The sequence below is a fragment of the Syntrophotaleaceae bacterium genome, assembly GCA_041390365.1.
Lineage (GTDB): Bacteria > Desulfobacterota > Desulfuromonadia > Desulfuromonadales > Syntrophotaleaceae > JAWKQB01.
Window position 1 is genome coordinate 837,186 of record JAWKQB010000003.1, and the last position, 26,499, is coordinate 863,684.

The 26,499-nt window shown below is 59.8% G+C and carries 22 protein-coding genes and 3 tRNA genes; 22 read left to right on the forward strand and 3 right to left on the reverse strand.

Annotation, left to right across the window (positions count from 1 at the left end; all coding sequences use genetic code 11):
* Positions 1-7: 7 nt before the first annotated feature.
* The gene (locus tag R2940_16120) at positions 8-247 is read right to left on the reverse strand and encodes a hypothetical protein (GenBank protein MEZ4601318.1); all 240 of its coding nucleotides are present in this window, start codon (positions 245-247) and stop codon (positions 8-10) included.
* Between R2940_16120 and pcnB the strand changes: the two genes are divergently transcribed.
* The 15 genes from pcnB (at position 248) to R2940_16195 (ending at position 17,189) form a co-directional block, all read left to right on the forward strand.
* Positions 248-1,531, forward strand: coding sequence for a polynucleotide adenylyltransferase PcnB (pcnB, locus tag R2940_16125; GenBank protein ID MEZ4601319.1), 1,284 nt, complete (start codon positions 248-250; stop codon positions 1,529-1,531).
* Positions 1,532-1,610: 79 nt separating this feature from the next.
* Complete coding sequence (locus R2940_16130; protein MEZ4601320.1) at positions 1,611-2,573, forward strand: tetratricopeptide repeat protein; 963 nt, start codon at positions 1,611-1,613, stop codon at positions 2,571-2,573.
* Between the two features lie 64 nt (positions 2,574-2,637).
* Positions 2,638-4,620, forward strand: a complete 1,983-nt coding sequence (locus R2940_16135) for a hydantoinase/oxoprolinase family protein (protein ID MEZ4601321.1) — start codon at positions 2,638-2,640, stop codon at positions 4,618-4,620.
* Positions 4,617-6,197, forward strand: a complete 1,581-nt coding sequence (locus R2940_16140) for a hydantoinase B/oxoprolinase family protein (GenBank protein ID MEZ4601322.1) — start codon at positions 4,617-4,619, stop codon at positions 6,195-6,197. The genes R2940_16135 and R2940_16140 overlap by 4 nt, the downstream gene beginning before the upstream one ends.
* Positions 6,198-6,276: 79 nt before the next feature.
* Entirely contained in the window at positions 6,277-7,656 is a 1,380-nt protein-coding gene (locus R2940_16145) for a UbiD family decarboxylase (GenBank protein ID MEZ4601323.1), read from the forward strand.
* Positions 7,657-7,752: 96 nt separating this feature from the next.
* Entirely contained in the window at positions 7,753-8,346 is a 594-nt protein-coding gene (locus tag R2940_16150; GenBank protein MEZ4601324.1) for a cob(I)yrinic acid a,c-diamide adenosyltransferase, read from the forward strand.
* 38 nt (positions 8,347-8,384) lie between these two features.
* Complete coding sequence (locus tag R2940_16155; protein ID MEZ4601325.1) at positions 8,385-8,885, forward strand: Slp family lipoprotein; 501 nt, start codon at positions 8,385-8,387, stop codon at positions 8,883-8,885.
* 53 nt (positions 8,886-8,938) lie between these two features.
* Positions 8,939-9,478 carry a Slp family lipoprotein gene (locus R2940_16160; GenBank protein ID MEZ4601326.1) on the forward strand — a complete coding sequence of 180 codons (540 nt, stop codon included), beginning with the start codon at positions 8,939-8,941 and terminating at the stop codon, positions 9,476-9,478.
* 171 nt (positions 9,479-9,649) lie between these two features.
* Positions 9,650-10,528 carry a UbiA-like polyprenyltransferase gene (locus R2940_16165; GenBank protein ID MEZ4601327.1) on the forward strand — a complete coding sequence of 293 codons (879 nt, stop codon included), beginning with the start codon at positions 9,650-9,652 and terminating at the stop codon, positions 10,526-10,528.
* A gap of 14 nt (positions 10,529-10,542) precedes the next feature.
* On the forward strand, positions 10,543-11,142 hold the full coding sequence (locus R2940_16170; GenBank protein MEZ4601328.1) for a flavin prenyltransferase UbiX: 600 nt from the start codon (positions 10,543-10,545) through the stop codon (positions 11,140-11,142).
* 113 nt (positions 11,143-11,255) lie between these two features.
* A complete protein-coding gene (gene mqnE / locus R2940_16175) occupies positions 11,256-12,335 on the forward strand; it encodes an aminofutalosine synthase MqnE (protein MEZ4601329.1) in 1,080 nt (359 codons plus the stop codon).
* 3 nt (positions 12,336-12,338) lie between these two features.
* Positions 12,339-13,403, forward strand: a complete 1,065-nt coding sequence (gene mqnC, locus R2940_16180) for a cyclic dehypoxanthinyl futalosine synthase (protein MEZ4601330.1) — start codon at positions 12,339-12,341, stop codon at positions 13,401-13,403.
* A 415-nt stretch (positions 13,404-13,818) separates the two neighbouring features.
* Positions 13,819-14,862, forward strand: a complete 1,044-nt coding sequence (hisC, locus tag R2940_16185; GenBank protein ID MEZ4601331.1) for a histidinol-phosphate transaminase — start codon at positions 13,819-13,821, stop codon at positions 14,860-14,862.
* Positions 14,859-15,935: an A/G-specific adenine glycosylase gene (gene mutY, locus R2940_16190; GenBank protein MEZ4601332.1), complete on the forward strand. Its 1,077-nt coding sequence runs from the start codon at positions 14,859-14,861 to the stop codon at positions 15,933-15,935. Before hisC ends, mutY begins: the two co-directional genes overlap by 4 nt.
* A gap of 129 nt (positions 15,936-16,064) precedes the next feature.
* Entirely contained in the window at positions 16,065-17,189 is a 1,125-nt protein-coding gene (locus tag R2940_16195) for an HRDC domain-containing protein (protein ID MEZ4601333.1), read from the forward strand.
* A gap of 321 nt (positions 17,190-17,510) precedes the next feature.
* Here R2940_16195 and R2940_16200 read toward each other — a convergent pair whose 3' ends face one another.
* Positions 17,511-18,917, reverse strand: a complete 1,407-nt coding sequence (locus tag R2940_16200; protein MEZ4601334.1) for a class II fumarate hydratase — start codon at positions 18,915-18,917, stop codon at positions 17,511-17,513.
* A 203-nt stretch (positions 18,918-19,120) separates the two neighbouring features.
* Between R2940_16200 and R2940_16205 the strand changes: the two genes are divergently transcribed.
* The 6 genes from R2940_16205 (at position 19,121) to ltrA (ending at position 23,625) form a co-directional block, all read left to right on the forward strand.
* Entirely contained in the window at positions 19,121-19,693 is a 573-nt protein-coding gene (locus tag R2940_16205) for an HD domain-containing protein (protein ID MEZ4601335.1), read from the forward strand.
* A gap of 78 nt (positions 19,694-19,771) precedes the next feature.
* Positions 19,772-21,049, forward strand: a complete 1,278-nt coding sequence (gene serS / locus R2940_16210) for a serine--tRNA ligase (protein MEZ4601336.1) — start codon at positions 19,772-19,774, stop codon at positions 21,047-21,049.
* Positions 21,050-21,064: 15 nt separating this feature from the next.
* Positions 21,065-21,150 (forward strand) — tRNA-Ser (locus R2940_16215).
* 67 nt (positions 21,151-21,217) lie between these two features.
* Positions 21,218-21,311 (forward strand) — tRNA-Ser (locus R2940_16220).
* A 329-nt stretch (positions 21,312-21,640) separates the two neighbouring features.
* A tRNA-Arg gene (locus R2940_16225) sits at positions 21,641-21,717 on the forward strand.
* A gap of 504 nt (positions 21,718-22,221) precedes the next feature.
* Entirely contained in the window at positions 22,222-23,625 is a 1,404-nt protein-coding gene (ltrA, locus tag R2940_16230; GenBank protein ID MEZ4601337.1) for a group II intron reverse transcriptase/maturase, read from the forward strand.
* Between the two features lie 93 nt (positions 23,626-23,718).
* Here ltrA and R2940_16235 read toward each other — a convergent pair whose 3' ends face one another.
* Positions 23,719-23,925, reverse strand: coding sequence for a hypothetical protein (locus R2940_16235; protein ID MEZ4601338.1), 207 nt, complete (start codon positions 23,923-23,925; stop codon positions 23,719-23,721).
* A 195-nt stretch (positions 23,926-24,120) separates the two neighbouring features.
* On the opposite strand from R2940_16235, the gene R2940_16240 reads away from it, so the two are divergent.
* Entirely contained in the window at positions 24,121-26,469 is a 2,349-nt protein-coding gene (locus R2940_16240) for a PAS domain S-box protein (protein ID MEZ4601339.1), read from the forward strand.
* Positions 26,470-26,499: the final 30 nt, after the last annotated feature.

The following is a 26,499-nucleotide window of genomic DNA, read 5'->3' on the forward strand; positions in this document are numbered from 1 at the left end:
GGTAACATCAGCATGCGACAGAATATGTCACAACCTTTTTTTGGGTTATAGAGCCGATAAAAAAAGATGTATCGAAGGCTGCATTAATGGCTACAATATAGGTTGTTTTGATCCCGGGTTCAACATTCAGTTCTGAAGAACCGATTGCAGCTTCCTTTTGCCGGATAGCTTTGATAAATTCCAGTATTTCAATGAATTTTTTTTCGCCGGTACCTTCCGGCGCCGAAAGTTGTTGCCCTTGCCGCACATGACGATACCCGATTCAGATATTTCTTTTGTAGCCGAGCACCCCCTGGTCGTGCCCCGTGCCGAACATCCCATTTCCCGTCAGCAGATCGACGATCGCGTGCTCAAGGTTCTCTACCGGCTGCATCGCCACGGATTCCAGGCCTATCTGGTCGGGGGCAGTGTGCGTGATCTGCTGCTCGGCCGACAGCCCAAGGATTTCGACGTTGCCACCGATGCCACTCCCGAACAGGTCAAGAGCCTGTTTCGCAACTGCTTCCTGATCGGTCGGCGTTTCCGTCTGGCGCATATCCGGTTTGCCGATAATTATGTGGTGGAGGTCGCGACCTTTCGCCGCCAACCCCATGCGGACGAACTGCCGGAAAACCCCGAAGAACACTATCTGGTGGTTGAAAACGTTTTTGGTACTCCCCGGGAAGATGCTTCACGGCGCGATTTCACCATCAACGGCCTGTTCTACAATATTGCCGATTTCTCGATCATCGACTATGTGGGTGGTTTGAGGGATCTCCGGGAGGGCCGGCTGAAGGTCATCGGAGACCCGCTGGTGAGGTTTACCGAAGACCCGGTGCGCATGCTGCGGGCCCTGGAGTTTTCCGCGCGCCTGAATTTTTCTTTGGATGAGACGATACGGGAAGCGATCTTTCTGCGGGCACCCCTGATCGCCGAGGCCGCTCCGGCCCGCATCCGCGAAGAGCTGATGGAGCTGTTCCGGCATCAGGTAGCGGGACCGGTGCTCAGCAGGGCACAGTCCAAGGGGCTCCTGCCCCATCTTCTGGCCGGGTTCGAAGGGGAACCGGAAACTTTTGCGCTGCTCGAGTGGATCGATCGACGAACCGCGGCGGGCAGGGAGATCGAGGAGCATTTCGCTCTGGCGGCCCTTTTTCTGGCCAGGTTCCGTCATGCCTGTCAGATTTATGAAGCGGAAACCGTCGGTGAGGCAATCCGCATTGCCAATCTCCTGCTGATCCCCCATTGCGGTTATTTCCGCATTGCCAATGCCATTCGACACCAGGCCCGCGAACTTCTGATCGGGTTTTTCCGATTGGAACGAGGACGCAACCGGCGGGGCGAGCAACGCTTTCTGGCTCACCCCTTCACCCCCATCTCAATCGAGCTTTTCAGTCTATGGAGTGATGCACTGGGCGTTAATCAGGATCTGGCAGCTGACTGGCGCCAGGCCATGGACAAAGCCGCATCGCCGGCCAAGGAGCAGAAGCCGCGGCGCCGGCGGCCGCGCCGGCCCCGGCGTAAACCCCGAGGAAAACCGGAAGGCAAGACCTGAGGTATAATTAGGGAACCCGGTTTCGAAATCCTTGCCGTCCTTTTTGCCCCTTGCGGTTAGAGCCCAAAGAGAGGAAAACATGCAGTGTCATCAATGCCAGGCACCAGTTTCCGCGCAGGCCCGATTCTGTGACCAGTGCGGCAGCCGTTTGAAGTCCGATAGCGAAGGGCTGCATGAACGGGCCCTGGACCAGTATCATCGGGGAAGGATCGAGGAGGCTCTGGCGTTGTGGGACGAGACAGTGGCGCGTTGTCCCGATTTCAGCATCGGCCATTACTATCGGGGGATGGCCCTGTACGATCGCGGGGATCTGGTGGAGGCCATAGCCGCTTTCCGACAGTCGCTGAACGGTACCGAGGAGCCTTTCAGAGTCCTGTTCAAGATGGGCATGGCCCAGTACGGCCTGGGGGATCTGACCGGCAGCGTCGACAGCTTTACCCGCGCATTGAAAATCAACCCCGGAAGCGCCGAAACTCACTACCGACTCGGTCTGACTCATCTTCGGCGTTCCGATCTGAATGAGGCCAGTGCGGCGCTCAATCAGGCCATCCGTCTCAATCCCAAATATACAAGGGCGCTGTTCATACTCGGCATGGTTTATTCCCAGCAGGGGGAGACAGATCAGGCCATCGACCAGTTTCGCCGCGTCGTGGCGGCCAGTCCGGCCTATACGGCGGCGCTTTTCGAACTCGGCATGGCCCTGTATCGGGAATTGCGTCTGGAGGCGGCCGCTGAGGCTTTCTCTCAGGCGATCGAGCACAGCCCCCGGTTCGCGCCCGCTCGCTATATGCTTGGCGAAACCCGGCGCCGGGCCCTTGACCTGGAAGGCGCCATCGCCGCCTATGGGGAGGCCCTCGAGATCAACCCGAAGGACCTGGACAGCTGGCTGCGGCTGGCCGAATGCCAACTTCAGCAGGGGCGGCTTGCCGAAGCGCGCCATGCCCTGGATGAGGCTTTTGCCATACAGCCGAAAAATCCGGACGTTCTCTCTCTGCATCGTTTGCTGGAAGAACAGGAAAAACTGCCGAGGGAAAAAGGCTGATAAGCTCTATGCTCCCTCTCGCTCAGGGAGAGGGGATATCTGATAACCCCGAAAGACTTATAGAATGACCCAGCAACCACCTCTGCGACTCATCGGAGCCGATACCGGCGGAACCTTTACCGACCTGGTTCTGGTGGACGGCGAAACGGTGCGCACCCATAAGCTGCCGTCCACTCCTGACGATCCCTCCCGGGCGGTGCTGCAGGGTCTTCTCCATCTGCTGGGGCAAAAAGGGGCACTTGTCTTTCATGGATCGACGGTGGCCACCAACGCCCTGCTCGAAGGCAAAGGCGCCGAGGTGGCCCTGGTGATCACAGCGGGTTTTCGAGATCTGCTCCAGATCGGGCGCCAGAACCGGCCCGATCTTTACGCCCTGCATCCCCGCCGCCGGCAGGTTCTGGTCCCTTCGGCACGGGTAGTGGAGGTTCAGGAGCGGGTGCTGGCGGACGGAACCGTGGAGCTCCCTCTGGAGGAAGCTGAAGTGGCGCGTGTGGTGGAGCAGATTCGAAAGACAGGGTGCCGCTCGGTGGCCCTGTGTCTGCTGCACGCCTATGCCAACGGCGCCCACGAAATGCGCCTGCAGCAAGCCCTGGAGACGGCCGGATGCCAGGTGTCCGCTTCCCACAAGGTGCTGCCGGAGTACCGGGAATTCGAACGGGCTTCGACCACGGCCGTCAATGCCGCGGTGTCGCCGGTCATGTCCCGTTATCTCGACAAGCTGCTTGCCGGTCTCGAGCAAAGACCCTTACGCATCATGCAGAGCAACGGCGGCGCCATCATGGCCGGCACTGCGGGGAGCGAGGCGGTTCGCACGATCCTGTCCGGGCCGGCCGGAGGGATGGTGGGGGCTTTCGCCACGGCCCGGGCGGCCGGCTGCGACCGCATCATCACCTTCGACATGGGCGGCACCAGCACCGATGTCGGACTCTGCGACAGTGACATCCCCCTGACCTCGGAGACCGTGATCGCCGGCTGGCCGGTCAAAGTGCCGATGATCGATATCCACACTGTTGGTGCCGGAGGCGGTTCCATCGCCCGGATCGATGCCGGCGGAGCGCTGCGGGTGGGGCCGGAAAGCGCGGGCGCCGACCCGGGGCCGGTGTGCTATGGGAGAGGTTGCGAAGTGACGGTGACCGATGCCAACCTCTATCTCGGGCGCCTGAGGGCCGACCGGTTTCTTGGCGGACGCATGCCTCTGGATGGGGAAAGCTGCCGGGCAGCCCTGGAAAAACTGGCTGCGGAAGCAGGATTGGTCCCCCGGCGGCTTGCCGAAGGGATCATCGAGGTGGCCGAAGCGGCCATGGCCGGGGCTCTGCGGGTGGTGTCCGTGGCCAGGGGTCACGATCCCCGCGATTTCACCCTGTTGCCTTTCGGCGGCGCCGGGGGCCTGCATGCCTGCGCCCTGGCCGAAATGCTGGGAATGCGGCGCATTCTGATCCCCTCTCATCCCGGACTGCTTTCGGCCGTAGGCCTGGTGCTATCCGATGCGATTCGTGATTACTCCCGCTCCATTCTGAGGCCGGGGGACATCGGCCGGGGGGAGCTTGAGGAGCTCTATCTCCCACTTATCCGACAGGCGACGGACGAAATGGCCGCCGAGGGGATCGAGGGGGATGCTCTGCATCTGGAGCAGTCCGTCGACATGCGCTACCGGGGACAGTCCTTCGAGTTGACGGTACCACTCTCGACCGCGTTTCACCGCACCTTTCACGACCGGTATGAGCAGCTGTACGGATATCGCGACGAAAACCGGGAACTGGAACTTGTAACCCTGCGGCTGCGCGCCATCGGCCGTGGCCCGCGGCCCGATCTGACCCTGGGTCTCTGCACCGCCGGCGAGGTGAGGCCGGCGGCCGTCGAATCTCTGGTGATCGACGGCGAGGAGCGGCGCTGCCCGATTTACGAACGGGCCGAACTCCCCTGCGGGTCGAGGTTTTCCGGACCGGCGCTGGTGGTGGAAGAGACCGCAACCCATCTCATCGGCATCGGCTGGCAGGTGCGGGTGGATCAGCGGGGCAACCTGCTGCTGGAAAGGTGCGGGGAATGAATCCAACAGTTATCGACCCCATCCGCCTGGAAGTGATGAAGAACCGCTTCACCTCCCTCACCGAGGAGATGGGCGCGGTCCTGATGCGTACCGGTTTTTCCCCCAATATCAAGGAGCGGCGGGATTTTTCCTGTGCCCTGTTTGACGCCAACGGCGAGATGATCGCCCAGGCGGCCCACATACCGGTTCATCTCGGCTCCATGCCCTTGTCCGTAGCGGAGGCGGTGCGGCGGGGTGACCTGGAGCCGGGGGACATGATTCTGCTCAACGATCCCTATCGTGGCGGTACCCACCTGCCGGACATGACCCTTGTGACGCCGGTCTTTTTCGATGGCGTCAACCCGGCTTTCTTTCTGGCCAATCGCGCCCATCATGCCGATGTCGGCGGCATGAGCGCGGGTTCGCTGCCCCTTTCCTCGGAAATTTTTCAGGAAGGGGTTCGCGTGCCGCCGGTCAAGATCGTGCGTCGGGGGCAGATTGACCGTGAACTTTTGGCGCTGGTTCTGGCCAACGTCCGCACTCCGGTGGAACGGGAAGGGGATCTCAATGCCCAGATAGCCGCCAATCGGGTCGGCGAGCGGCGCTTGCGGGAAATCGTGGAGGGGTATGGCCTGGCCGCAACCTGCCGCTATAGCGATGCCCTGCTCCTGTACGGCGAAAAAATGATGCGCGAGGTGATCGCTGCCATTCCCGACGGCCGCTATCGTTACCAGGACGTTCTCGATGACGATGGTGCCGGGTCGGAGCCGGTGCCGATTCGATGCGAGCTGACAATTTGCGGTTCCTCGGCCGTCGTCGATTTTTCCGGTAGCGCTCTTCAGGTGAAGGGCTGTCTCAACGCCGTGCGGGCCATTACCCTGTCGGCCGTCTTCTATGTCTTCCGCCTGCTGGCTCCCGAGGAGATGCCGGGCAGCGCCGGGGCCATGCGCCCCATTTCGCTGAAAACCCGACCGGGAACGGTGGTTGACTGCACTTTTCCTGCGGCAGTGGCGGGGGGCAACGTCGAGACCTCGCAACGGATCGTCGATGTGCTGCTCGGCGCCCTGGCGCAGGCCCTCCCGGACAGAATTCCCGCCGCCAGCTGCGGCAGTATGAACAATCTCACCATCGGCGGCAACGATCCCCGCCACAACCGGCTGTTCGCTTATTACGAGACAATTGCCGGCGGAGCCGGGGGAGGGCCGGCCGGGAATGGGGCGAGCGGCATTCAGACCCACATGACCAACACCCTCAATACGCCGGTGGAGGCCCTGGAGCATGCATATCCCATGAGGGTCCGGCGGTATGCCCTGCGGGAGGGTTCCGGCGGCATGGGGCGCCATGGCGGCGGCGACGGGGTGATCCGCGAGATCGAACTCTGCGCAGAGGCACGCATCACCCTGATCAGCGAGCGCCGCCTGCGGCCCCCCTTCGGCCTTGCAGGAGGTCGGCCTGGCAGGCCGGGGCGCAACGCCCTGATCAGAGCCGGCGAATGCCGGGAGCTGCCAGGCAAGATCACAATGGAAGGCCGCCCGGGCGACCGGCTGATCATCGAAACCCCGGGCGGCGGTGGATGGGGATTAGAGGAAAACACGTGACCTATGGGACCTATTGTGGCTTATCGGTCCCATGGCTTGATTGCTGTGAACTGCAACCTACAGGACAGGCGGTATTGATATGACTCCTCAAAGCGTAACGGATTTGCGGGACTTCTTGAAACTTCTCGAGGAACGGGGCGAGTTGCGGCGTATAGCCGTGGAAGTTGATCCGGTCGAGGAGATTGCAGCCGTGACCGATCGGGTCTGCAAAACTGTGGGCCCGCGACCGGCCCTGCTTTTCGAAAATGTGCAGGGCCATGACATTCCTGTGGCGACCAATCTTTTCGGATCCCTGAAGCGGGCCGCCTGGGCCGTCGGTCTGGAAGAGCCGGAAGAGCTGAGATCACGCTTTGCGGATGAATTGAAAAAGTTCGACGGAGGCCTGGCCAGCGACTGGCTTTTCTGGTCAATGGCCGAAGAGCAGTGGCAGCCGCGGCGAATGGCCGCAGGGGCCTGCCAGGAGGTGGTGCTCTCCGATCCCGATCTGGGCCGGTTGCCGGCACTGAAATCCTGGCCCGGTGATGGCGGCCGATTTCTGACCCAGCCGCTGGTTTTTACCAGCGATCCGAAAACCGGCCAGAGCAACTGCGGCATGTACCGGGTGCGGATTCTGGACAGCCGGAGCGCGATCCTGCACTGGCTGCCCGGATCGGGAGGAGCCCGTCACTATGCTGCATGGCAGCTGCTGGAAAAACCGATGCCGGTCTCCATCGTCCTGGGCGGGGATCCCGCCGCCATTTTTGCGGCCGGGGTTTCCCTGCCTGAAGGGGTCGAGGAGCTCTCCCTGGCCGGGTTCCTGCGTGGCCGGTCCCTGGAAACGGTCACCTGCCTGACCAATGATCTGGAGGTTCCGGCCAGGGCCGAGTTCGTCATCGAGGGGGTGATCTACCCCGGAGAGACCTCTCTTGAAGGGGGCTTCGGCAACCACACCGGAATTTACGATCATGCGAAGCCGGCTCCGGTTCTGCGGATCACGTCTCTCAGTCATCGGCAAAATCCGTTGTATCCCGCCATTGTCACCGGACCGCCGCCAATGGAAAGCGGTTACCTGGCCAAACTCGGCGAAAAACTCACCCTGGCCCTGCTGCAGTACGATTTTCCGGATATCGTCGATATCAATCAGCCCTGCGATACCATATTCCATGGCGCAACCCTGCTCTCATCAAACAGGCAGACCCCTGCGGGGTTTTCCGAACTGGTTCACAGGCTCTGGGCCAAAGGACCACTGGAAAAATCCAAGCTGCTGGTCGTCTTCGATGCCGAAACCGACGTGCAGGATTTCAAAACCTGTTTCTGGAAAGCGGTTAACAGGTTCAGTGCGGAAAAGGGAATACTTGTTGACCAGGGCCGTTTGGCCATCGACGCCACCGGCTTGGGAGACCGTCCCGTCGTTTCCGGAAGATCGATGCTGGACCTGCTTGCTCAAAGGTGGCGGGAATACGGAATCGATCCGGCCTGACCATTGCGAGGCGGTATAGAGGGTCTCCGGGCCCACTTGAGATTTGTTCCGGCAAATGGTTTATAATTTAATGGAACCAACAGGAATTCAGACACTATGGCAAAAAAGGCGCAGGTGACAGAGGCTTCAAAGCCGATCAGAGTCGACCGGCTGCATCCCGAAAAGCCCCGGGGTCTGATCGTGGTCATCACCGGAAACGGCAAGGGAAAAACCACTTCGGCACTCGGAATGGCCGTCCGTGCCTGCGGACACGGTTTGAGGACGTGTATTGTGCAGTTCATGAAGGGTGACCTGTATGCCGGAGAATGGGACGGTGTCAGACAGCTCGATAAGGTTGAGCTGATCTCGACCGGCAAGGGCTTCTGCGGCATTCAGGGCAACCCCTATCCTTTTGAGGAGCACCGGGCCAATGCGCAGGAGGCGATACGGCTGGTGAAGGAGAAGATGGCGTCGGGGAATTTTGACATTCTGATCCTGGACGAAATCAACAACGCTCTGAAGCTCAAACTGGTCGATCCCGAACAGGTTCTCGAGATTCTGCAGGACAAGCCTCCCCTGATGCACCTGATTCTCACCGGACGGGATGCCCACCCTCGGGTCATCGAACTGGCGGATACGGTCAGCGAGGTTCGGGAGATCAAACATGCCTATCGCAAGGATATCGAACCCCAACCGGGGATCGATTACTGAAGGCAGGTATAGAAACATGCCAGGAAAGGGGCCCAGCCATGAACCGAATAAAAAATCTGCCAGCGACCTTGGTGCTTGTGACCATGGCTGCTCTGGCTTTCGGCTGCAGCCGCCATGTTTTTACGGATCAAGCCCTCTCCACCATAGATATCCCCGAAGGGTATCATGAGTTCGTTCGGGCCCCTTCCCAGCATGTCGGGCAATCGGTTCTTCTGGGAGGATTTGTCACCGATTTTGCCGTGGCTCGGGAAGGCTCCACTCTGAAGATAAAGCCTTATACCCTGGATAGCCAAGGGCGGCCCGAGCGGGTTATCGAAGATGGGGAGGAATTTTTGGCCAGGACAGACCGGGTTCTGACCCCCGAGGATTTTGGCAGAGGTCATATGGCGACCCTGATCGCCACCTATCGGGGACTGGCGACCGAGCAGAATGACGATAAGATTTATCGGCCGATGCAGTTCGAAATCAAGGATATTGTGTCCTGGCCGCGGCCGCCCCATTATCCCTACGGGTATCACTATCCGTATCGAATCTTTTGAAAGGGGATGTTCCCTTTTTTGCAAAGCACACCCGGCAACCACAGGAGTCAGACATGAAAAACCTCCTTACTTTTTTCGGTCTGTTGATTATGGCGGCGCTTCTTGCGGGATGCGGTTCAGTTCTGTCCGAAGATGCCCTCTCCCGGGTCAACTATGCAGTCGATTATCCACAGATCAAGGCCAATCCGGACCGGCATGTAGGCAAAACCCTTATTCTGGGCGGCATGATTCTCGAGAATAACGTGAGTAATGAAGGAACGACTCTCGAAATCCTGAAATATACCTTGGACGATCAGGACAACCCTGAAAATCCGGATGAACCGATGGGGCGTTTTCTGGCCAAAACCAGCCGCCTGCTCGATCCGAGTGTCTATGAATCGGGCCGATTGGTCACCATGACCGGTACCCTGACCGGGACCGAGGTGAAACCCCTGCAGAAAGCGAATTACACCTACCCGGTCTTCGAGATCGAGGAACTGGTTCTCGTGCCCGAAAGAACCTATCGGGATTACTATTATCCCTACTATCCCTACTACTATGATCCCTTCTACTGGCGCTATCCCTACTGGCACCGGTACCCTTACTGGTGGTAGGTTGAAGGTTGCTTGCGTTGTCAGTGAAGCGTTAGCGGAACGGTTGTCGTTGTCGTCAAAATCGATCTTAAAGGGAAATCCGATGACGACAACGATTTCGACAACGACAACGAAAGGGTATTTCTTTTCATTTGTTGATTTTTGTCGACCAGGGAGGAAGTTGAGCGCTTGATGCAAAACGCTTTATATCGCAAGACCCGAACGGTGCTGGAGATGATCAAATTTTCCCACACCGTTTTCGCTTTTCCCTTTGCCCTTACCGGCGTTTTGCTGGTCGTGCTGGAGGAGGGCGCCTGGCCATCCTGGGGTCGGCTGGGGTGGATCTGCGCGGCGCTGGTCGGGGCCCGTTCGGGGGCAATGGCCATCAACCGGTTGATCGATATCCAGATCGATCGCGACAATCCCCGCACTGCCAACCGCCATCTGCCTTCCGGTCAGGTGACAGCCCCCGAGGCCTGGCTGCTGGTGGTTCTGTCCTTCTCCCTGCTGATGCTGGCCGCCTGGCAACTGAATCCTCTCTGTTTCTTTCTCTCCCCGATCCTGATCGGACTGTTCATACTCTACCCCTTCTGCAAGCGCTTCACCGCCGGTTCCCATCTGATTCTCGGGCTCTGTCTGGCAGCCGCTCCCGTGGGAGCCTGGATCGCCCTGCGCGGCAATCTCGACTGGCCGCCGCTGGTGCTCGGAACGGCTGTTCTTGTCTGGGTGGCCGGTTTCGATATTCTCTATGCCCTGCAGGACGAGGACTTCGACCGAAGCTACGGTCTCTATTCCATCCCGGCCCGCTTCGGCGCGGCGAATGCCCTTGTGATGGCCAGACTGCTGCACCTGGCGATGGTTCTGCTGCTGCTGCTGCTCGGTTTCATTTCTCCCTTCGGGATCGTTTATCTGGCCGGAGTCGGAGTGGTCGGGGGCCTGCTCTTGTATGAGCATCGCCTGATCAGGGCGGATGATCTGAGCAGGCTCGATACCGCCTTTTTCGCCATGAACGGCTATATCAGCCTCTGTTTTTTCACTTTTTCACTGCTGGATGTTCTGGTCGGACGTTGATTCAAGGAATGAACATGGAAAAGATTGTCGTCGCCATCACGGGAGCCTCCGGAGCCGTATACGGACTGCGGATCGTCGAGGAACTGCTGCGCGCCGGCCGCCAGGTAGTCCTTTTGCTGACCTCCAGCGGTCTGGATGTGCTCCGCTACGAGACCGGCCTGGAGTGGGAGGGCACCACATCCCAGCGGCGCCAGTTGATGCGGGACTATTTCGACGGCAGCCGGTCCCTTGAGCATTACGACGAACGGGACCTGCTCGCGCCGGTGTCCAGCGGGTCCTCGGCTGCCGACGCGGCCATCGTCGCCCCCTGCTCCATGGGCACCGCGGCCCGCATCGCCGGAGGCATGAGCGGCAACCTGATCGAAAGGGTGGCCGACGTTGCACTGAAAGAGAATCGGCCGTTGCTGCTGGTGCCGCGGGAAACCCCCTTCAACCAGATCCATCTGGAAAACCTGCTCCGCCTGTCCCGGGCGGGGGCGCGGATCGTTCCGGCCATGCCGGCTTTTTATCACCGGCCGCAGAAAATGGAAGACCTGGTCGATTTTGTGGTGGGGAAGGTGTTGGACAATCTGGGGATTGACCATCAGCTCTATCGGCGGTGGGATGATCGGTGAATTTATTGCTTTTGTTTTTGACCTTAATTCCCTTGGGGCGCAACCCCGCGGTGTTGACCATACCTGGCCACTCCGCGACCGCGGAGCAGCTTCTTTCCTCATAGCGGATTTCAATGGAAAGTTTCCTGGCATATTTTAAAAAAAAGATCGAGAACAACCAACGTCTGAGCGAAGACGACGCGCTGGCCTTGGCCCGGTGCGATGACCTGCTGGCGCTGGGCGAACTGTCGGCTTTGGCCAACCGGCGGCAGAACGGGGACCGGGTCTATTTCAACCGCAACCGGCACATCAATTACGGCAACATCTGCGTCAATCGCTGCGCCTTCTGCGCTTTCCGGCGGGATGAGGAAGAGAGCGGGGCTTTTCTGCTGTCCCCCGAGGAGGCCGGCGAGCGGGCGGCGGTCGCTGCAGCGGCGGGTGCGACCGAAGTACACATGGTGGGAGGACTGCACCCGGAGAGACCTCTTGCCTATTATCTGGATCTGCTGCGGGAGGTGCGACGCCGGGCGCCCGGGGTGCATATCAAGGCTTTCACCGCCGTGGAGATCGATCACCTGCACCGCCTTTCCGGGCTGCCGCTGCCAGCGCTGCTGCAAAATCTTCGGGACGCAGGGCTCGACTCCCTGCCCGGCGGCGGTGCTGAAATTTTCGCTGAAGGGGTGAGGGCAAAGATCTGTCCCGAAAAGATATCCGGCGAACGCTGGCTGGAGGTCATGGCTGAGGTCCACCGGTCCGGCCTGCGATCCAACGCCACCATGCTCTTCGGCCACCTGGAATCCTGGGAGGACCGCATCGACCATCTGCGCCGCCTGCGTCAGCTTCAGGACGAAACCGGCGGTTTCATGGCTTTCATCCCCCTGCCTTTCCAGGACGACAACGCCGGCCTGCCGGGTGTGAAGGGGCCGACCGGGGTGGAGATTCTCAAAACCCTGGCCGTCAGCCGCCTCTATCTCGACAAATTCCGTCATGTCAAGGCTTACTGGGTCATGCTCGGCGTCAAGTTGGCGCAGGTCTCACTGGCCTTCGGCGTTAATGATCTGGATGGAACGGTGGTGGAGGAACGGATCGGCCATGCGGCGGGAGCCGAGTCGCCCCAGGCGCTGAGCGGGGAGGAGCTGATGAACCTGATCCGCCGGGCTGGGCGGCAGCCCGTGGAGCGGGACAGCCTCTATGTTGAAATCGGGGTGAATTGACGGATGCTGCTGTCGATTGCCGAAAAGATAAGTGGCGGAAAACGACTGGAGCGGGAAGAAGCCCTTTGGCTCCTGGAGGAGGGCGACCTGTTGGCGGTCGGTCGTCTCGCCGACAATGTGCGGCGACGTCTGCACCCCCAGGGACGGGTGACCTTTGTCGTCGACCGCAACGTCAACTACACCAACATCTGCCTTTCCGGCTGCCGGTTCTGCGCTTTTTACCGATCTCCCGGCTCTACCGAGGGTTATCTGCTCTCCCACGATGAGATCCTGGCCAAAGTCGGAGAGCTGGCCGACCAGGGCGGGACGCAGCTGCTCATGCAGGGGGGACTCCATCCAGACCTCACCGTCGACTGGTTCGAAGAGCTGTTTCGCGGCATCCGCGAGTGGTTCCCGGACATCAGGATACACTCCCTCTCTCCGGCCGAGATTGTTCATATCGCCCAGAATTCCGGGTTGGAGGTAGCGGAATGCCTGCGGCGCCTGCGCCTAGCGGGATTGGGTTCCCTGCCGGGCGGGGGTGCGGAGCTGCTGGTCGACGAGGTCCGCCGGCGCATCTCTCCTGAAAAGATCGGCTGGCGACAATGGGCGGAAGTGATGGCCGAGGCCCATCGGCAGGGGCTGCCGACCACGGCAACCATGGTTTTCGGTTTCGGCGAGGGGACTGAGGATATCGTCGAGCATCTGTTCCGTCTGCGGGACCTGCAGCCATCCGACGGGGGCTTTACCGCTTTCATCCCCTGGACCTTTCAGCCGGGCAACACCGAACTGGGGGGCGGTGGGGCAACGGCGGTGGAGTACCTCAAGGTGGTGGCGGTTTCCCGGCTGGTGCTGGACAACATTCCCCATCTGCAGGCCAGCTGGGTCACCCAGGGGGCGGCGGTGGCCCAGACCGCGCTGTTTTTCGGCGCTAATGACATGGGCGGCACCATGCTGGAGGAGAATGTCGTGGCTGCTGCGGGGGCTACTTTTCGGCTGTCCCGGGGGGAGATTGTCCGTCTGATTCGGGGGGCTGGATTTGTGCCGGCGCGGCGGGATACGGGGTATCGGGTTTTGGAGGAGTATTAGCGGACTTAAGGTCTAACCTTAAACCGCGGGGTTTCGCCCCCGCGCGACGACCTACTTTTTTACTGCGCGGTAAAAAAGTAGGCAAAAAAGCGCGCCCCGGCTCCTTGCCCGCCTGCGGCGGGTCCCCTCCGCGGAGCAGACGTCGGGCGGGCGGAAAAAAACTCGGTCGCTTTGCTCCCTCAAACAGTTTTTCCGCCTTTTTCGCCCGCCGTCCACTCCTCTCCGGCTGCGTCACAGGGGAAAGAGAGTCAAAATCTTTTTGGACCTTGGACCTTGGACCTTGGACCTTGGACCTTGGACCTTGGACCTTGGACCTTGGACCTTGGACCTTGGACCCGGCTCTCCCCCCTTGCACCCTGCCGCGATTTCCTATACTGTTTCTCTGCAAATGTCATTCAATTCAATCGGAGGCCGCATGCCTTTTCTGCGTAAAAACATTGCCGCGATGGCCGGGTATGTTCCCGGGTTTCAGCCCCGGGACGAAAAGGCCTGGATCAAGCTCAACACCAACGAAAACCCCTATCCTCCGTCGCCGAAGGTGATCGAGGCGATTCTGGCCGAGGTCGGCGGGGATCTTCGAAAGTACCCTGATGCCGCCAGCGGGGCGGCGCGGGATGAGGCTGCCCGGCTCTACGGCTTCGCCCCGGACTGGGTCATCATGGCCAACGGATCGGACGAGGTGCTGAACAACCTGATCCGGGCCTGCGCCGCGGAGGGGGATGAGATTGCCTACGTTCACCCGTCCTATTCCTATTACGGTACCTTGGCGGCGGTGCAGGGGGCGAAAGTGAAAACCTTCGGCCTCGGCAAAGGCTGGACTCTGCAGGATTTTCCGGAGAGATATGAAGGAAGGCTGTTCTTCCTGACCAATCCCAACGCGCCTTTGGGGTTCTGCTTTCCCCAGTCCTTTATCGAAGAACTGGCCGGGCGGGTCAGGGGCCTGCTGGTGGTGGACGAAGCCTACGTCGATTTTTCCGATGACAACTCCCTGGAGCTGGTTCGCCGCTGCGAAAACGTTGCGGTCACCCGCACCCTGTCCAAAAGTTATTCACTGGCCGGGATGCGGTTGGGCCTTGCCATCGCCCGGCCGCCCATTATCGCCGCCCTCAACAAGATCCGCGACCATTACAACCTGGATCGTCTGGCCCAGGCGGCGGCAGCGGCAGCTCTGCACGACCAGGAGTATTTTCAGGAGTGCATTCGAAGAATCCGGGAAACCCGGGAGTGGTTCAGCACCGAGCTGCGGGTGCTGGATTACGAGGTCATCCCCTCCTGCGGCAACTTCGTTTTCGCCACGCCGCCCGATCGCAACGGCAAACGGGTTTATGATGCTCTCTTCGAACGCCACATCCTGGTAAGGCATTTCGGGGATCCGCTCCTGAACCACGGCCTGCGAATCTCCATCGGCACCCCTGAGGAGATGGAGAAGACCCTGGCGGCTCTGCAGGAGATCGGGTGAGCGAAGCGGGGCCAATATCCGACCTTCTGCTGGCCTGGTACGGCCGGGAGGGCAGGGATCTCCCCTGGCGCAACACCCGCGATCCCTACCGGATCTGGCTGTCGGAGATCATGTTGCAGCAGACGACCGTTGCAGCGGTCATTCCCTATTACCAACGCTTCCTTGACCGATTTCCCTCTGTCGGGGAGTTGGCGCAAGCGTCCATCGACGAGGTGATCGCTCTCTGGGCCGGTCTTGGCTACTATTCCCGTGCCCGCAATCTGCACGCCGCCGCCCGGGCTGTTGTGGATAAGTTCAGCGGCTTTTTCCCCGATGACCTGGAAAGGCTGATGGAGCTGCCGGGCATCGGCCGTTCCACTGCCGGCGCGATCCTGTCCATTGCCTTCGACCGCAAGGCGCCGATTCTGGACGGAAATGTCCGCAGAGTGCTGATCCGCCTGGACGCCATCACCGAACCGCCGCGCAGTCCCGCCGTGGAAAAGCGGCTCTGGCAGCGGGCCGAGGAACTGACGCCGGAGGACCGTCCGCACGATTACGCCCAGGCGATCATGGATCTCGGGGCCACCGTGTGCACTCCGCGAAGTCCCGACTGCACGGCCTGCCCGCTGGCGAAACTGTGCCGGGCGCATGCCCTCGACCTGGTGGAGCAGCTGCCGGCGAAGCAGACGAAAAAGACCGTGCCCCTGGTGCGGCAGGCGGCTCTGGTGCTGGAGATGAACGGACGTTTCCTGGTCAGGCAACGTCCGTTGAACGGCATGCTCGGCGGACTCTGGGAGTTTCCGAGCCGGGATGTTCCTGCCGATTCCCCACCCCATACAATTGCGGAGAAATTGCTGGCAAGTTTCGATCTGCGCGGGTGCCTGGAGGCTGCGGGAACCATTCGTCACGCCTACAGTCATTTCAGGGTTGAAGTGGAACTGTTCCGGGCAAGGGTGGAGTGTGAACGGGTGACTGAAAGGCATGAAGAGGAATGGCTGTCGGCAGCGGAATTGGAAAAATTGCCACTGCACGGCGCTCATAAGAAAGTTTTACCCGTTCTCGAGAAAATCTTTTCGTTGTCAGTGAAGCGGTAGCGGAACGGTTGTCGTTGTCGTAATCAGAATCGATAACTTTGGCGACTACGATTACGACAACGACAACGATCGGCCCTTACTGGTACAGGTGCAAAGCCAAAGATTTTTTATTTTTTACCTGGAGAAACAATGTCTTTACCTCCAATTCTGGTCGATAACACCGCCGTTGCCCGGTTCGCAGAGCGATTGCAGCAGGAAATCGTTATCGCCGTGGATCTCGAGGCGGATTCACTGCATTCCTATCAGGACAAGGTCTGTCTGCTGCAGTTTTCCACCCCTGCTGAAACCGTGCTGGTCGATCCCCTGAAAGCCTCGGACCTTTCCCCTTTCGCCCCGGCGCTATCCGACCCCTCCATCCGCAAGATCTTCCACGCCGCCGATTACGACATCCGCTGCCTCTACCGGGATTTCCGGCTGGAGATCCGCGGCCTTTTCGATACCATGATCGCGTCCCAACTGCTGGGGGAAGAAAAGATCGGTCTGGCCGACATGCTGCGGAAATACCTGGGCGTGGAACTCGACAAGCGCTATCAGCGGGCCGACTGGTCCCAAAGGCCTCTGGAAGAGGGGATGATCCTGTACGCTGCGGAAGACACCCGGCATCTGCATACCCTGGCCCGTATCCTGGAAGATAAACTGGTGGAAAAGGGGCGCCTCGATTGGGCCCGGGAGGAATTTGCTCTGTTGGAGCAGGTGCGGCACAGTGAGCAGGAGGGTCCCCTCTTTCTCCGTTTCAAGAAGGCGGGGACCCTGGATCGGCGCCAGTTGGGCGTGCTGGAAACTCTTCTTCAGTGGCGGGATGGGGAGGCCAGACGGCGGGACTGTCCGCCTTTCAAGGTCGTGGGCAATGCCGCCTTGCTGGAACTGGCCCGAATTATGCCGGTGACCCTGAAAGCCCTGGTCGGCATCGAAGGGCTGCCGCCCAAACTCTCCGCACGCTACGGCCCGGCTTTTCTTCAGGCGATCGAGACAGGCAAAAGTCTGCCGGCGGAGCGGCTTCCGGTCTACCCCCGGGGTGAGCCGCGGGTGCGGGATCCGGAAGCGGAGGAGAGGGTGGCGCTGCTGAAGAAATGGCGGACCGAAAAGGCGGCGGAGCTCGAGATCGACCCTGGGGTACTGATCAATAATAATCTGCTCGAAGAGATCGCTCGCACTCAGCCGCGTGGACTGTCGGATCTGGAGAAGGTTTCCGGGATGAAGGATTGGCAGCGGCGGGAGTTGGGGGAGGGGATTCTGCAGGTGCTGCAAGGGTAACTCGCGGGATTGTGGGTTTCTCTGAGTAAGACCGCAAGACCGCGGGGTTTCGCCCCCGCGCGACGACCTACTTTTTTACTGCGCGGTAAAAAAGTAGGCAAAAAAGCGCGCCCCGGCTCCTTGCCCGCCTGCGGCGGGTTCCCTGCGCGGAGCAGACGTCGGGCGGGCGGAAAAAAACTCGCTCGCTGCGCTCCCTCAAACAGTTTTTCCGCCTTTTTCGCCCGCCGTCCACTCCGCTCCGGCTGCGTCACAGGGGAAGGAAGTCAAAATCTTTTTGGACCTTGGACCTTGGACCTTGGACCTTGGACCTTGAAACCTGCCCTACCTCGTTTTGCCCGGAACCCCCGGCTCCGTCATGGGGCGGGGGTCGAGCAGGCGGTTCAGTTCCTCTTCCGGCAGCACCTTTTGTTCCAGGGCCACCTGGCGTACGGTCCGGCCGGAGGTGTAGGCCTCCTTGGCGATGTGCGCGGCCCGGTCGTAGCCGATGACCGGGGCCAGGGCCGTGCACATGGCCAGGCTTTCCTCCACCAGCGATTCGCAGCGCTCCCGGTCGGCTTTGAGTCCTGCAACGCAGCGGTTGGTGAACTGGGTGACGGCGCCGGCGAGGAAGGTGATGGATGTGAGCAGGTTGTGGGCCATGACCGGCATCATCACGTTGAGCTCGAAGTTCCCCGACAGGCCGCCTACGGTAATTGCGGCGTCGTTGCCGATCACCTGGGCGCAGACCTGCATCAGGCTTTCGGCCATGACCGGGTTGACCTTGCCCGGCATGATCGAACTGCCCGGCTGGACGGGCGGCAGAATCAGTTCGCCCAGGCCGCAGCGCGGGCCGCTGCCGAGAAAGCGGATGTCGTTGGCGATTTTGAACAGCGCGCAGGCGGCCCGTTTCAGGGCGCCGCTCATGCCGACCACCGCATCCTTGGCGGCCTGTGCCTCGAAATGGTTGGTCGCTTCGTGGAAATCGGCTCCGGTCGCTTCGGCAATGGCGTTTATGACCCGTTTGGAAAATTCCGGATGGGTGTTCAAGCCAGTGCCGACGGCGGTGCCGCCCAACGGCAGTTCCAGCAGCCCTTTCTCCGCTTCCTCGATGCAGCGGATCGCCAGGGCGATCTGGCGCGAATAGCCGGAAAAGACCTGGCCGAGACGGACCGGAGTGGCATCCTGTAGATGGGTGCGGCCGATCTTGACGATGTCATCGAACTCACCGGCCTTTTCGCCGAAAGCCTCGAGCAGGTTGAACAGGGCCGGAATCAAAGTATGGCGGACCTCGCGGACCCCGGCGATGTGTATCGCCGCGGGGATCACGTCATTGCTCGACTGCCCCAGGTTGACGTGATCGTTGGGGTGGACGGCGCCGGAGCCGATGCCTTCTCCCAGGAGCTGGGAGGCCCGGTTGGCGATGACCTCATTGGCGTTCATGTTGCTGCTGGTGCCCGACCCGGTCTGAAAGATGTCCAGCACGAAATGACTGTCGATGGCGCCTTTCGCGACTTCGCCGGCCGCCTCGGCAATGGCGGCGGCCCTTTTTTCATCGAGCAGGCCCAGTTCGCGGTTGACCAGTGCCGACTGCTGCTTGATCAGGCCAAGGGCATACAGAAAAGGACGGGAAAAACGCAGGCCGGATATGGGGAAGTTCTGCAGGGCCCGGGCGGTCTGCGCCCCGTACAGAGCTTCGGCCGGCACGGCCATTTCGCCCATGGAATCTTTTTCGATGCGTTTCGTAGTCATTTTCCACTCCAAAGGGAAGGGCGGACGATCGGGGCACTGGTGGAAACAACCTGAAATGTGTCCGCAAATAAATATAATCTGAATCGATTTTTCTTCAACAGGAGCGCAAAGGATAGACAAACAGTGTTTGCCTGTCAATGTCGCTATGGTGGAAATCGTTTTCAGTGAAGCGGCAGCGACAACGAAATGGAGTTGAAAGCAACATGAAGAATCTGGCGAATTTCTTTTTCGAGGTCGGCATGCTGAAACGGACGCCCCGGACCGGTTTTCAGTTTCTCGGGTCGGGGGCGGAATCGGTGGCCGAACACTCCTTCCGCACGGCGATCATCGGCTACACCCTGGCCCGCCTGGATGGGACAGCCGATGTCGGACGGGTTCTTCGCCTCTGCCTGTTTCACGATATTCCCGAAGCCCGTACCGGCGATCTCAATTACGTCAACAAAAAATATGTTGCCGTCGACGACAACAGGGTGGTTGAAGATTTGGCCGAGACCCTCCCTTTCGGCGACGAATACCGGGAAACCATCGAGGAATTTTCCGCCCAGCAGAGCCTGGAATCGCAGCTGGCCCACGACGCCGACCAGTTGGAGATGATTCTGGCCCTGAAGGAATACAAGGATCTCGGCAACCGCTACGCCGATGAGTGGTATCCTTTTTCCGTCAGACGCCTGAAGACCGATACCGCAAGGAAACTGGCGGAAAGCATCTGGGAAACCGATTCCAGCCTCTGGTGGTTCAACGGGGACCAGGAATGGTGGGTGAAGGGGAGTCGATGAGTTCCTATGGTTGACTGCCGCGAAAAGAAGTGCTAGAAGTAATCCCCGCTATATCGGCCGAAACAGAGGGATAATGCCATGTTTGACGTCAAATATCTGCGTGATAATCTGGAACAGGTCCGCGAGCGTCTCGCCACCCGCGGGGGAGAGGTGGATCTCGGTCCCTTCGCCGAACTCGATGGTCGTCGTCGGACGCTGCTCGGTGAATCGGAGTCCCTCAAGGCCGAGCGCAACAAGGTTTCGGCCCTGATCGGCAAGACGAAAGACAAGAGCCAGGTGCAGGACGAGATCGCCCGCATGCAGGAGGTCTCCAAACGCATCAAGGATCTCGACGAGGAACTCAAGGAGGTCGAGGTCCGGTTGCAGGATCTGCTGCTAATTCTGCCCAACCTGCCCCACGAGGATTGCCCCATCGGCGCCGGTGAGGAGGACAACCGCGAGGTGCGCACCTGGGGTGAACCGCGCCGTTTCGAGTTCGAACCAAAACCCCATTGGGAGATTGGCGAAAATCTCGGCATCCTCGATTTCGAACGGGCCGGAAAGCTGGCCGGAGCACGATTCTCGCTGATGCAGGGGCCGGGTGCGCGGCTGGAGCGGGCCCTGATCAACTTCATGCTCGACCTGCATACCGGCAGCCACAAATATATTGAAATTTTGCCGCCCTTTATGGTAAACAGGGACACCATGACGGGGACGGGACAGCTCCCCAAGTTCGAAAGCGATCTTTTTCATCTGGATGATCCGGACTTTTTCCTGATTCCGACCGCCGAGGTGCCGGTGACCAACATTCACCGTGACGAAATCCTCGCGGCGGCGGAATTGCCCATCCGCTACACGGCCTACACCCCCTGTTTCCGCAAGGAAGCGGGCTCCCACGGCCGCGATACGCGGGGCTTGATCCGCCAGCACCAGTTCAACAAGGTGGAGCTGGTCAAATTCGTTCTGCCTGAAGAGTCGGACCGGGAGCTGGATAAACTGCTCGACGATGCCGAGCAGGTGCTGCGTCAGCTGAACCTGCCCTATCGGGTCGTCGATCTGTGTACCGGCGATATCGGTTTCTCGGCTGCCCGGACCTTCGACATCGAAGTCTGGCTGCCGGGTCAGCAGGCCTACCGGGAGATCTCCTCCTGTTCCAACTTCCGGGACTTCCAGGCGCGGCGGGCCGCGATCCGCTTCCGCCGTGAAGCCAAAGGAAAGCCGGAGCTGGTGCATACCCTGAACGGTTCCGGTCTTGCCGTCGGCAGAACACTGGTCGCCATACTGGAAAACTACCAGCAGGAAGACGGCACTGTCGTCATTCCCGAGGTGCTGCGTCCCTACATGGGCGGCCTGGAAAAGATCTCCGCCAGGGGCTGACCGAATCAAGGTTGCGGAGGAGTGGCCGAGTGGCTTAAGGCGGCGGTCTTGAAAACCGTTGTGCGAAAGCACCGTGGGTTCGAATCCTACCTCCTCCGCCAGCTCAATACAGCCGCGGTGGTCATGTAGGATTCGACGCGGAAGTTTCAATACAAGAGAATATCGTACGGAGAGGTGGCCGAGTCGGCTGAAGGCGCTCGCCTGCTAAGCGAGTGTACGGGGTAAACCTGTACCGAGGGTTCGAATCCCTCCCTCTCCGCCATTTAAATTAAGCAGAACGGGTCCCAGAGGGATTCGAAGCGGAGCGAGCGCTGACTTAATGTCAGAAAAGCGGGCAGGGATGCCCGCGTCAGCGAGCGGAGGGGGGCCTGCGCCGGAGCCGACGTGATGTCGGCGACAGAGTAGGCGAATCCCTCCCTCTCCGCCATTTAAATTAAGCAGAACGGGTCCCAGAGGGATTCGAAGCGGAGCGAGCGCTGACACCCCCACTGCCTCCCTCTCCGCCATTCGATTTGAAATCTTCTTGAACAGAAAAAGAAAAAAGGTTTGACATAAACGCCGAAATCGGCGATAAATTGCGGTCTCGCATACGCGCCGCTAGCTCAGCTGGATAGAGCGTCTGACTACGGATCAGAAGGCCGGGAGTTCGAATCTCTCGCGGCGCGCCATTTAAAATCAAGGCCTTAGCCCCTTTCGGAGCTAAGGCCTTTTTATGGTGCGCCAGGCATGGCGCGTAGCGCCTTGACTGGCGCTGTTCCGGTTGTTGTGGTGATGACCGGATGACTTGGGGGTGTAAGTCCCCTGTGGACCCTGATGGCGGGAACCACTAGCCGAACGGCAAGGGTGTCCACCGCGAGGTGGAATCTGAAGGAAGCCGCAGGCAAACTCCCGGCCCGACGAACAGAAATCGCATACGAGGCAGTTCCATCCGGGCGAGAAGGCCATAATCTTCAAAGCCCCATAGCCATCCGGGAGGGTGGGGCTGTAGATGCGGCGGGTATATGGGAAGGTCACGCGCATTACCCTGGGAGATCTGCCGATCTGCCTCGTGCTACCGGCGTCGAGAGGCGTCGGGACGGGTCGGCAGAAGTCAGCAGAGGCCATAGTAGCCGGGGTTGACCATCCCGGTGAAGGGCCGAACACGAGGCGCCATTCAGGAGACTCGAATTTCGATGACGATCGAAGAAGCAGAAGCCCTGGTTGAGATATCAGGGGCCGCGCCCGAGGGTAGCGACCGGAAGTCGCAAGAGTATGGCACAGGTGCGTCAAACGTCACGGCATGCCGGGAACCGTCCTGGACGGAAGCGGAGACGCGGCTGATGGAAGAGGTTGTCAGTCGCGGCAACATGATGGCGGCCTACGACCGGGTGGTTGGCAACAAGGGAGCCCCCGGCATCGACGGGATGCAGGTGGGTGAGCTGAAAGGCTACCTGGTCAAGGAATGGCCGCGCATCAAGGAGGACCTGCTGAACGGAAGCTACCAGCCCCAACCGGTGCGGAAGGTCGAGATACCCAAGCCCGGCGGCGGGGTGCGCATGCTCGGCATTCCCACGGTGCTGGACCGGCTCATTCAGCAGGCGCTGCATCAGGAGCTGATGCGGCTGTTCGATACCGGATTCTCCGATAGCTCCTACGGGTTTCGGCCCGGACGGAGCGCCCACCAGGCGGTACAAGCAGCCCGCAGGCATGTGGCCGAAGGGCGGCGGTGGGTGGTCGATATCGACCTGGAGAAGTTCTTCGACCGGGTCGGACACGACGTGCTTATGGCACGAGTGGCCCGCAAGGTCAAAGACCCCCGTGTACTGCGACTGATCCGCAGATACCTGAGGGCCGGAGTGCTCGAAGGGGGGATCGTCTCGCCACGGGTGGAAGGGACGCCGCAAGGCGGCCCGCTCTCGCCGCTGTTGTCGAACATCCTGCTTGACGAGTTCGACAAGGAACTGGAGAGGCGCGGCCACGCCTTCTGCCGTTATGCCGATGATTGCAACATTTACGTGCGCAGTCGGCAATCGGCGGAGCGGGTCATGGCTTCGCTGATCCAGTTTCTCGAACAGCGGCTGAAACTCAAGGTCAACCGCGTCAAAAGCGCCGTTGGCCGCCCCTGGGAGAGAACCTTTCTGGGTTACAGGATGACCTTTCACAAGAAACCGCGGCTCAAGGTGGCTGAAGGCTCTGTGAAACGGTTCAAGGCCAACCTCAGAGAGCTCTTTCGTCGGGGAAGGGGACACAGCCTCAAACGGGTCATCGAAGAGTCCACCCCGAAACTGCGGGGATGGATCGCCTACTTTCGGCTGGCGGAAGTCAAAGGCATCTTCGAAGAACTGGATAGCTGGGTCAGGCGGAAACTACGCTGCATTCTGTGGCGGCAGTGGAAGCGCTCTTTTACGCGGGCCAGGAATTTGATGCGGCGGGGATTGTCGGAACTCAGAGCATGGAGGTCGGCTCAAAACGGGCGAGGCCCCTGGTGGAATGCAGGAGCCTCGCACATGCACGATGCGTTTCGAAAATCCTTCTTCGATAAACTGGGGCTGATCTGCTTGGTAGACAGTCTCAGACGCTTTCAGAGTGCTTTGTGAACCGCCGTGTACGGAACCGTACGCACGGTGGTGTGGGAGGACGGCGGGGGTGACCCCGCCTCCTACCCGATTTTTTTTTGCTTCGAAGTTTGCTCAGATCCTTTTCTTCAGCAGTTCCTTGCCATGCTGAACCAGTTTCTCATTTTGATCGCACACGTCGTTGAAAAACTGGGCGGCCTCCGAATCTCCCTCTTTCTGGGCGTCCTCGGCATACTTCCGGCAGTTTTCATATCCCTGAGAGGCGTGATAAATGGTGCTGACCAGATCGTAATCCTTGTCCTTTAATGGCGCCCTTTCCATAAGTTTATCCCCCTTTCGAATTCCGGGTTTCGTTTCACTTATGACGTTAAGCCTATCTTATCAACGGAAGGGGGTATTGCAAGGAGACTGCTCGAGGGCTTTGGCGGCTCAAAGATAAGTTTCTTGTTCTCCAAAGGATTGCGCTGATTTAGATGTGCTAAAATTTGAGGAAATTTCAAATTCCGGAGTGGAGATTTGGAAGACCTGAGTGCCGATCTGCGGGAGAGAGCACTTTCGTTTATGAAAAGCGTGGCGTTGCGCTGTCCCGATCCTTTTTATACTTGCGATCCTGAAGACGGATTTCGTTTTACCTTCGTCAATGAAGGCACCTGCGTTCATTTCGGTCGCACCCGGGAAGAACTGCTCTCCCTCCGCCTGGTCGAGGTCGATGCCCGTTTTTCATTTGAGCAGTGGCAGGAGATCTGGGAGGAGGTGCAGGAAAAGGGGTCTCTGTTTTTCGAGACCGCGCACCGGCATGCGGACGGCCGTGAGATTCCGGTTGCGATCTCCGTCAACCACTTCTCCCAGGCCGGACACAACCAGTTCGGCGGCTGCATTCATGATCTGCGCGGGCATCAGGAAGCCGAGCGGGCTCTCCGGGAATCGGAAGAGATGTTGCGAATGGTTTTCAACAGTGCCCGCGACGCTATCGTCCTGAACACCGTCGACGGCCGGATTCTGGACGTCAATGAGCCGTTTTTGCGCCTCCACAACATCAGTCGGGAAAAAGCCTTGAGCCTGACCATCGACGATGTTACGGCAGATGGTGCAATCGAGTTGGCGCGGAAGGCGAGAGCGATCTGGGAGCGAACGGCAGCGGGAGAACCGCAGCTTGTGCAATGGCCAAGCCGGCGGGCCGGGAATGGATCCTCTTTTATGGCCGAAGTTTATCTGCGCAAAGTCACTCTGCGCGGAGAGGCGGTCATTCTTGCCCAGATAAAGGACCTTTCCGAACAGAGGCAGGCCGAGGAAGCCTTGCGGCAGGGAGAAAAACTTCTCCTGCAGACGCGAGAACTCCTGCAGTTCCTGATCGACGGCAGTCCCGACCTGATTGCCGCTGTCGATCAGGACTTGCGCCTGCTCTGCTTCAACCGGGCATTTGTTGCAATTTTGAAGCAACGCCATGACGTCGCCCCGCATCTGCAACAATCCCTGCCCGAACTGCTCTCCGGTCATCCTGAAGTGCTTGCTCAGGTCCAGCCCCTTTGGCAGCGGGCTCTCATGGGGGAAGCCTTCAGCGTTTCCGCCCGGATTCAGGATGGCGATGGCGAAGGCCGCATTTACGATTTGCGTTTCAGCCCTGTGAGAAGCTCGAATGGAGAGCTGCTGGGAGCCGCTCATATCGGCACCGATGTCACGGAACGCGTGGCCTACGAAAAGATGCTGGAGCAGGCCAAGGAAACTGCGGAAGAGGCCAACCGGGTCAAGAGTGCATTTCTGACGAACATGGGCCACGAGTTGCGGACGCCCCTGACCGTCATTCTCGGATCTCTGGAGCTATTGCTTGATAGCGAACCGACCGAGGCGCAGAGGTTGTTGTTGGATCTGGCCGAGAAAGGCGGACAAAATCTTTTATCCATCATCGAGGATCTGCTCGATTTTTGCCGGATCGAAGAGGGAAAAATCTCCCTCTGTTTGTCTTCTTTCAGTCTGCGCGAGTGCCTGCGGCAGATTGTGGAGATGTTCCGGCTGCCCGCCGGCCGCAAGGGACTCGATCTCTATCTGACCATCGACCCCAGGCTGCCGGAAACGCTGGTGGGCGATCCCAACCGGCTGATCCAGGTTATGGTCAATCTGGTTGGCAATGCCGTGAAGTTTACCGATAAGGGGGAAGTCAAGATCTCGGCGATGCGTGAAGGCGACAGCCGTATCCGGTTATCTGTTCGTGACACCGGCATAGGGGTTACACCCGACAAGCAGAGATTGATTTTTGAACCCTTTACCCAGGCCGACGTTTCCAATACTCGTCGTTTCGGAGGCACGGGATTGGGTCTCGCCATTAGCCGAGATCTTGTTTCCATGATGGGAGGAGAATTGACGGTCGAGAGCCGGCCGGGCATCGGCAGCATATTTTCCTTCTGCCTCCCCCTGAATCCGCAGCAGTTGCCACCCTCTCCGCCAAAACCTGATGCCTTCTCGCCGCTGGAAAGAAAGACGTGGGGCGGGCGCCTGTTGCTGGCCGAAGACGACCCCCTGGTCCGGGAGATGATCGTGTTGATGCTGTCTGATGCGGGTTGGACGGTGGAGGTGGCGGAAGACGGAATTGAGGTGGTGGAAAAGTGCCGGGAAGGTTCTTTTGCAGTCGTCCTGATGGATCTGCAGATGCCGCGTCTGGGCGGCCTGGAAGCCGCCCGGCGGATTCGGGAACTGGACAAGGGGACCGGCGACCATCCTTGCATTATCGCCCTGACCGCCCATGCCGGTCACAAGCTGCGTAGAGAGTGTACTGCGGCAGGGATGGATGATTTTGTCAGCAAACCGGTGCGGGGTTCTCACCTTCTTGCCGTTATCGCCAAATGTCTGTCGATGGCCGCAAAAGGATAAAAAGCCCCGGACCGGATGGTCCGGGGCAAT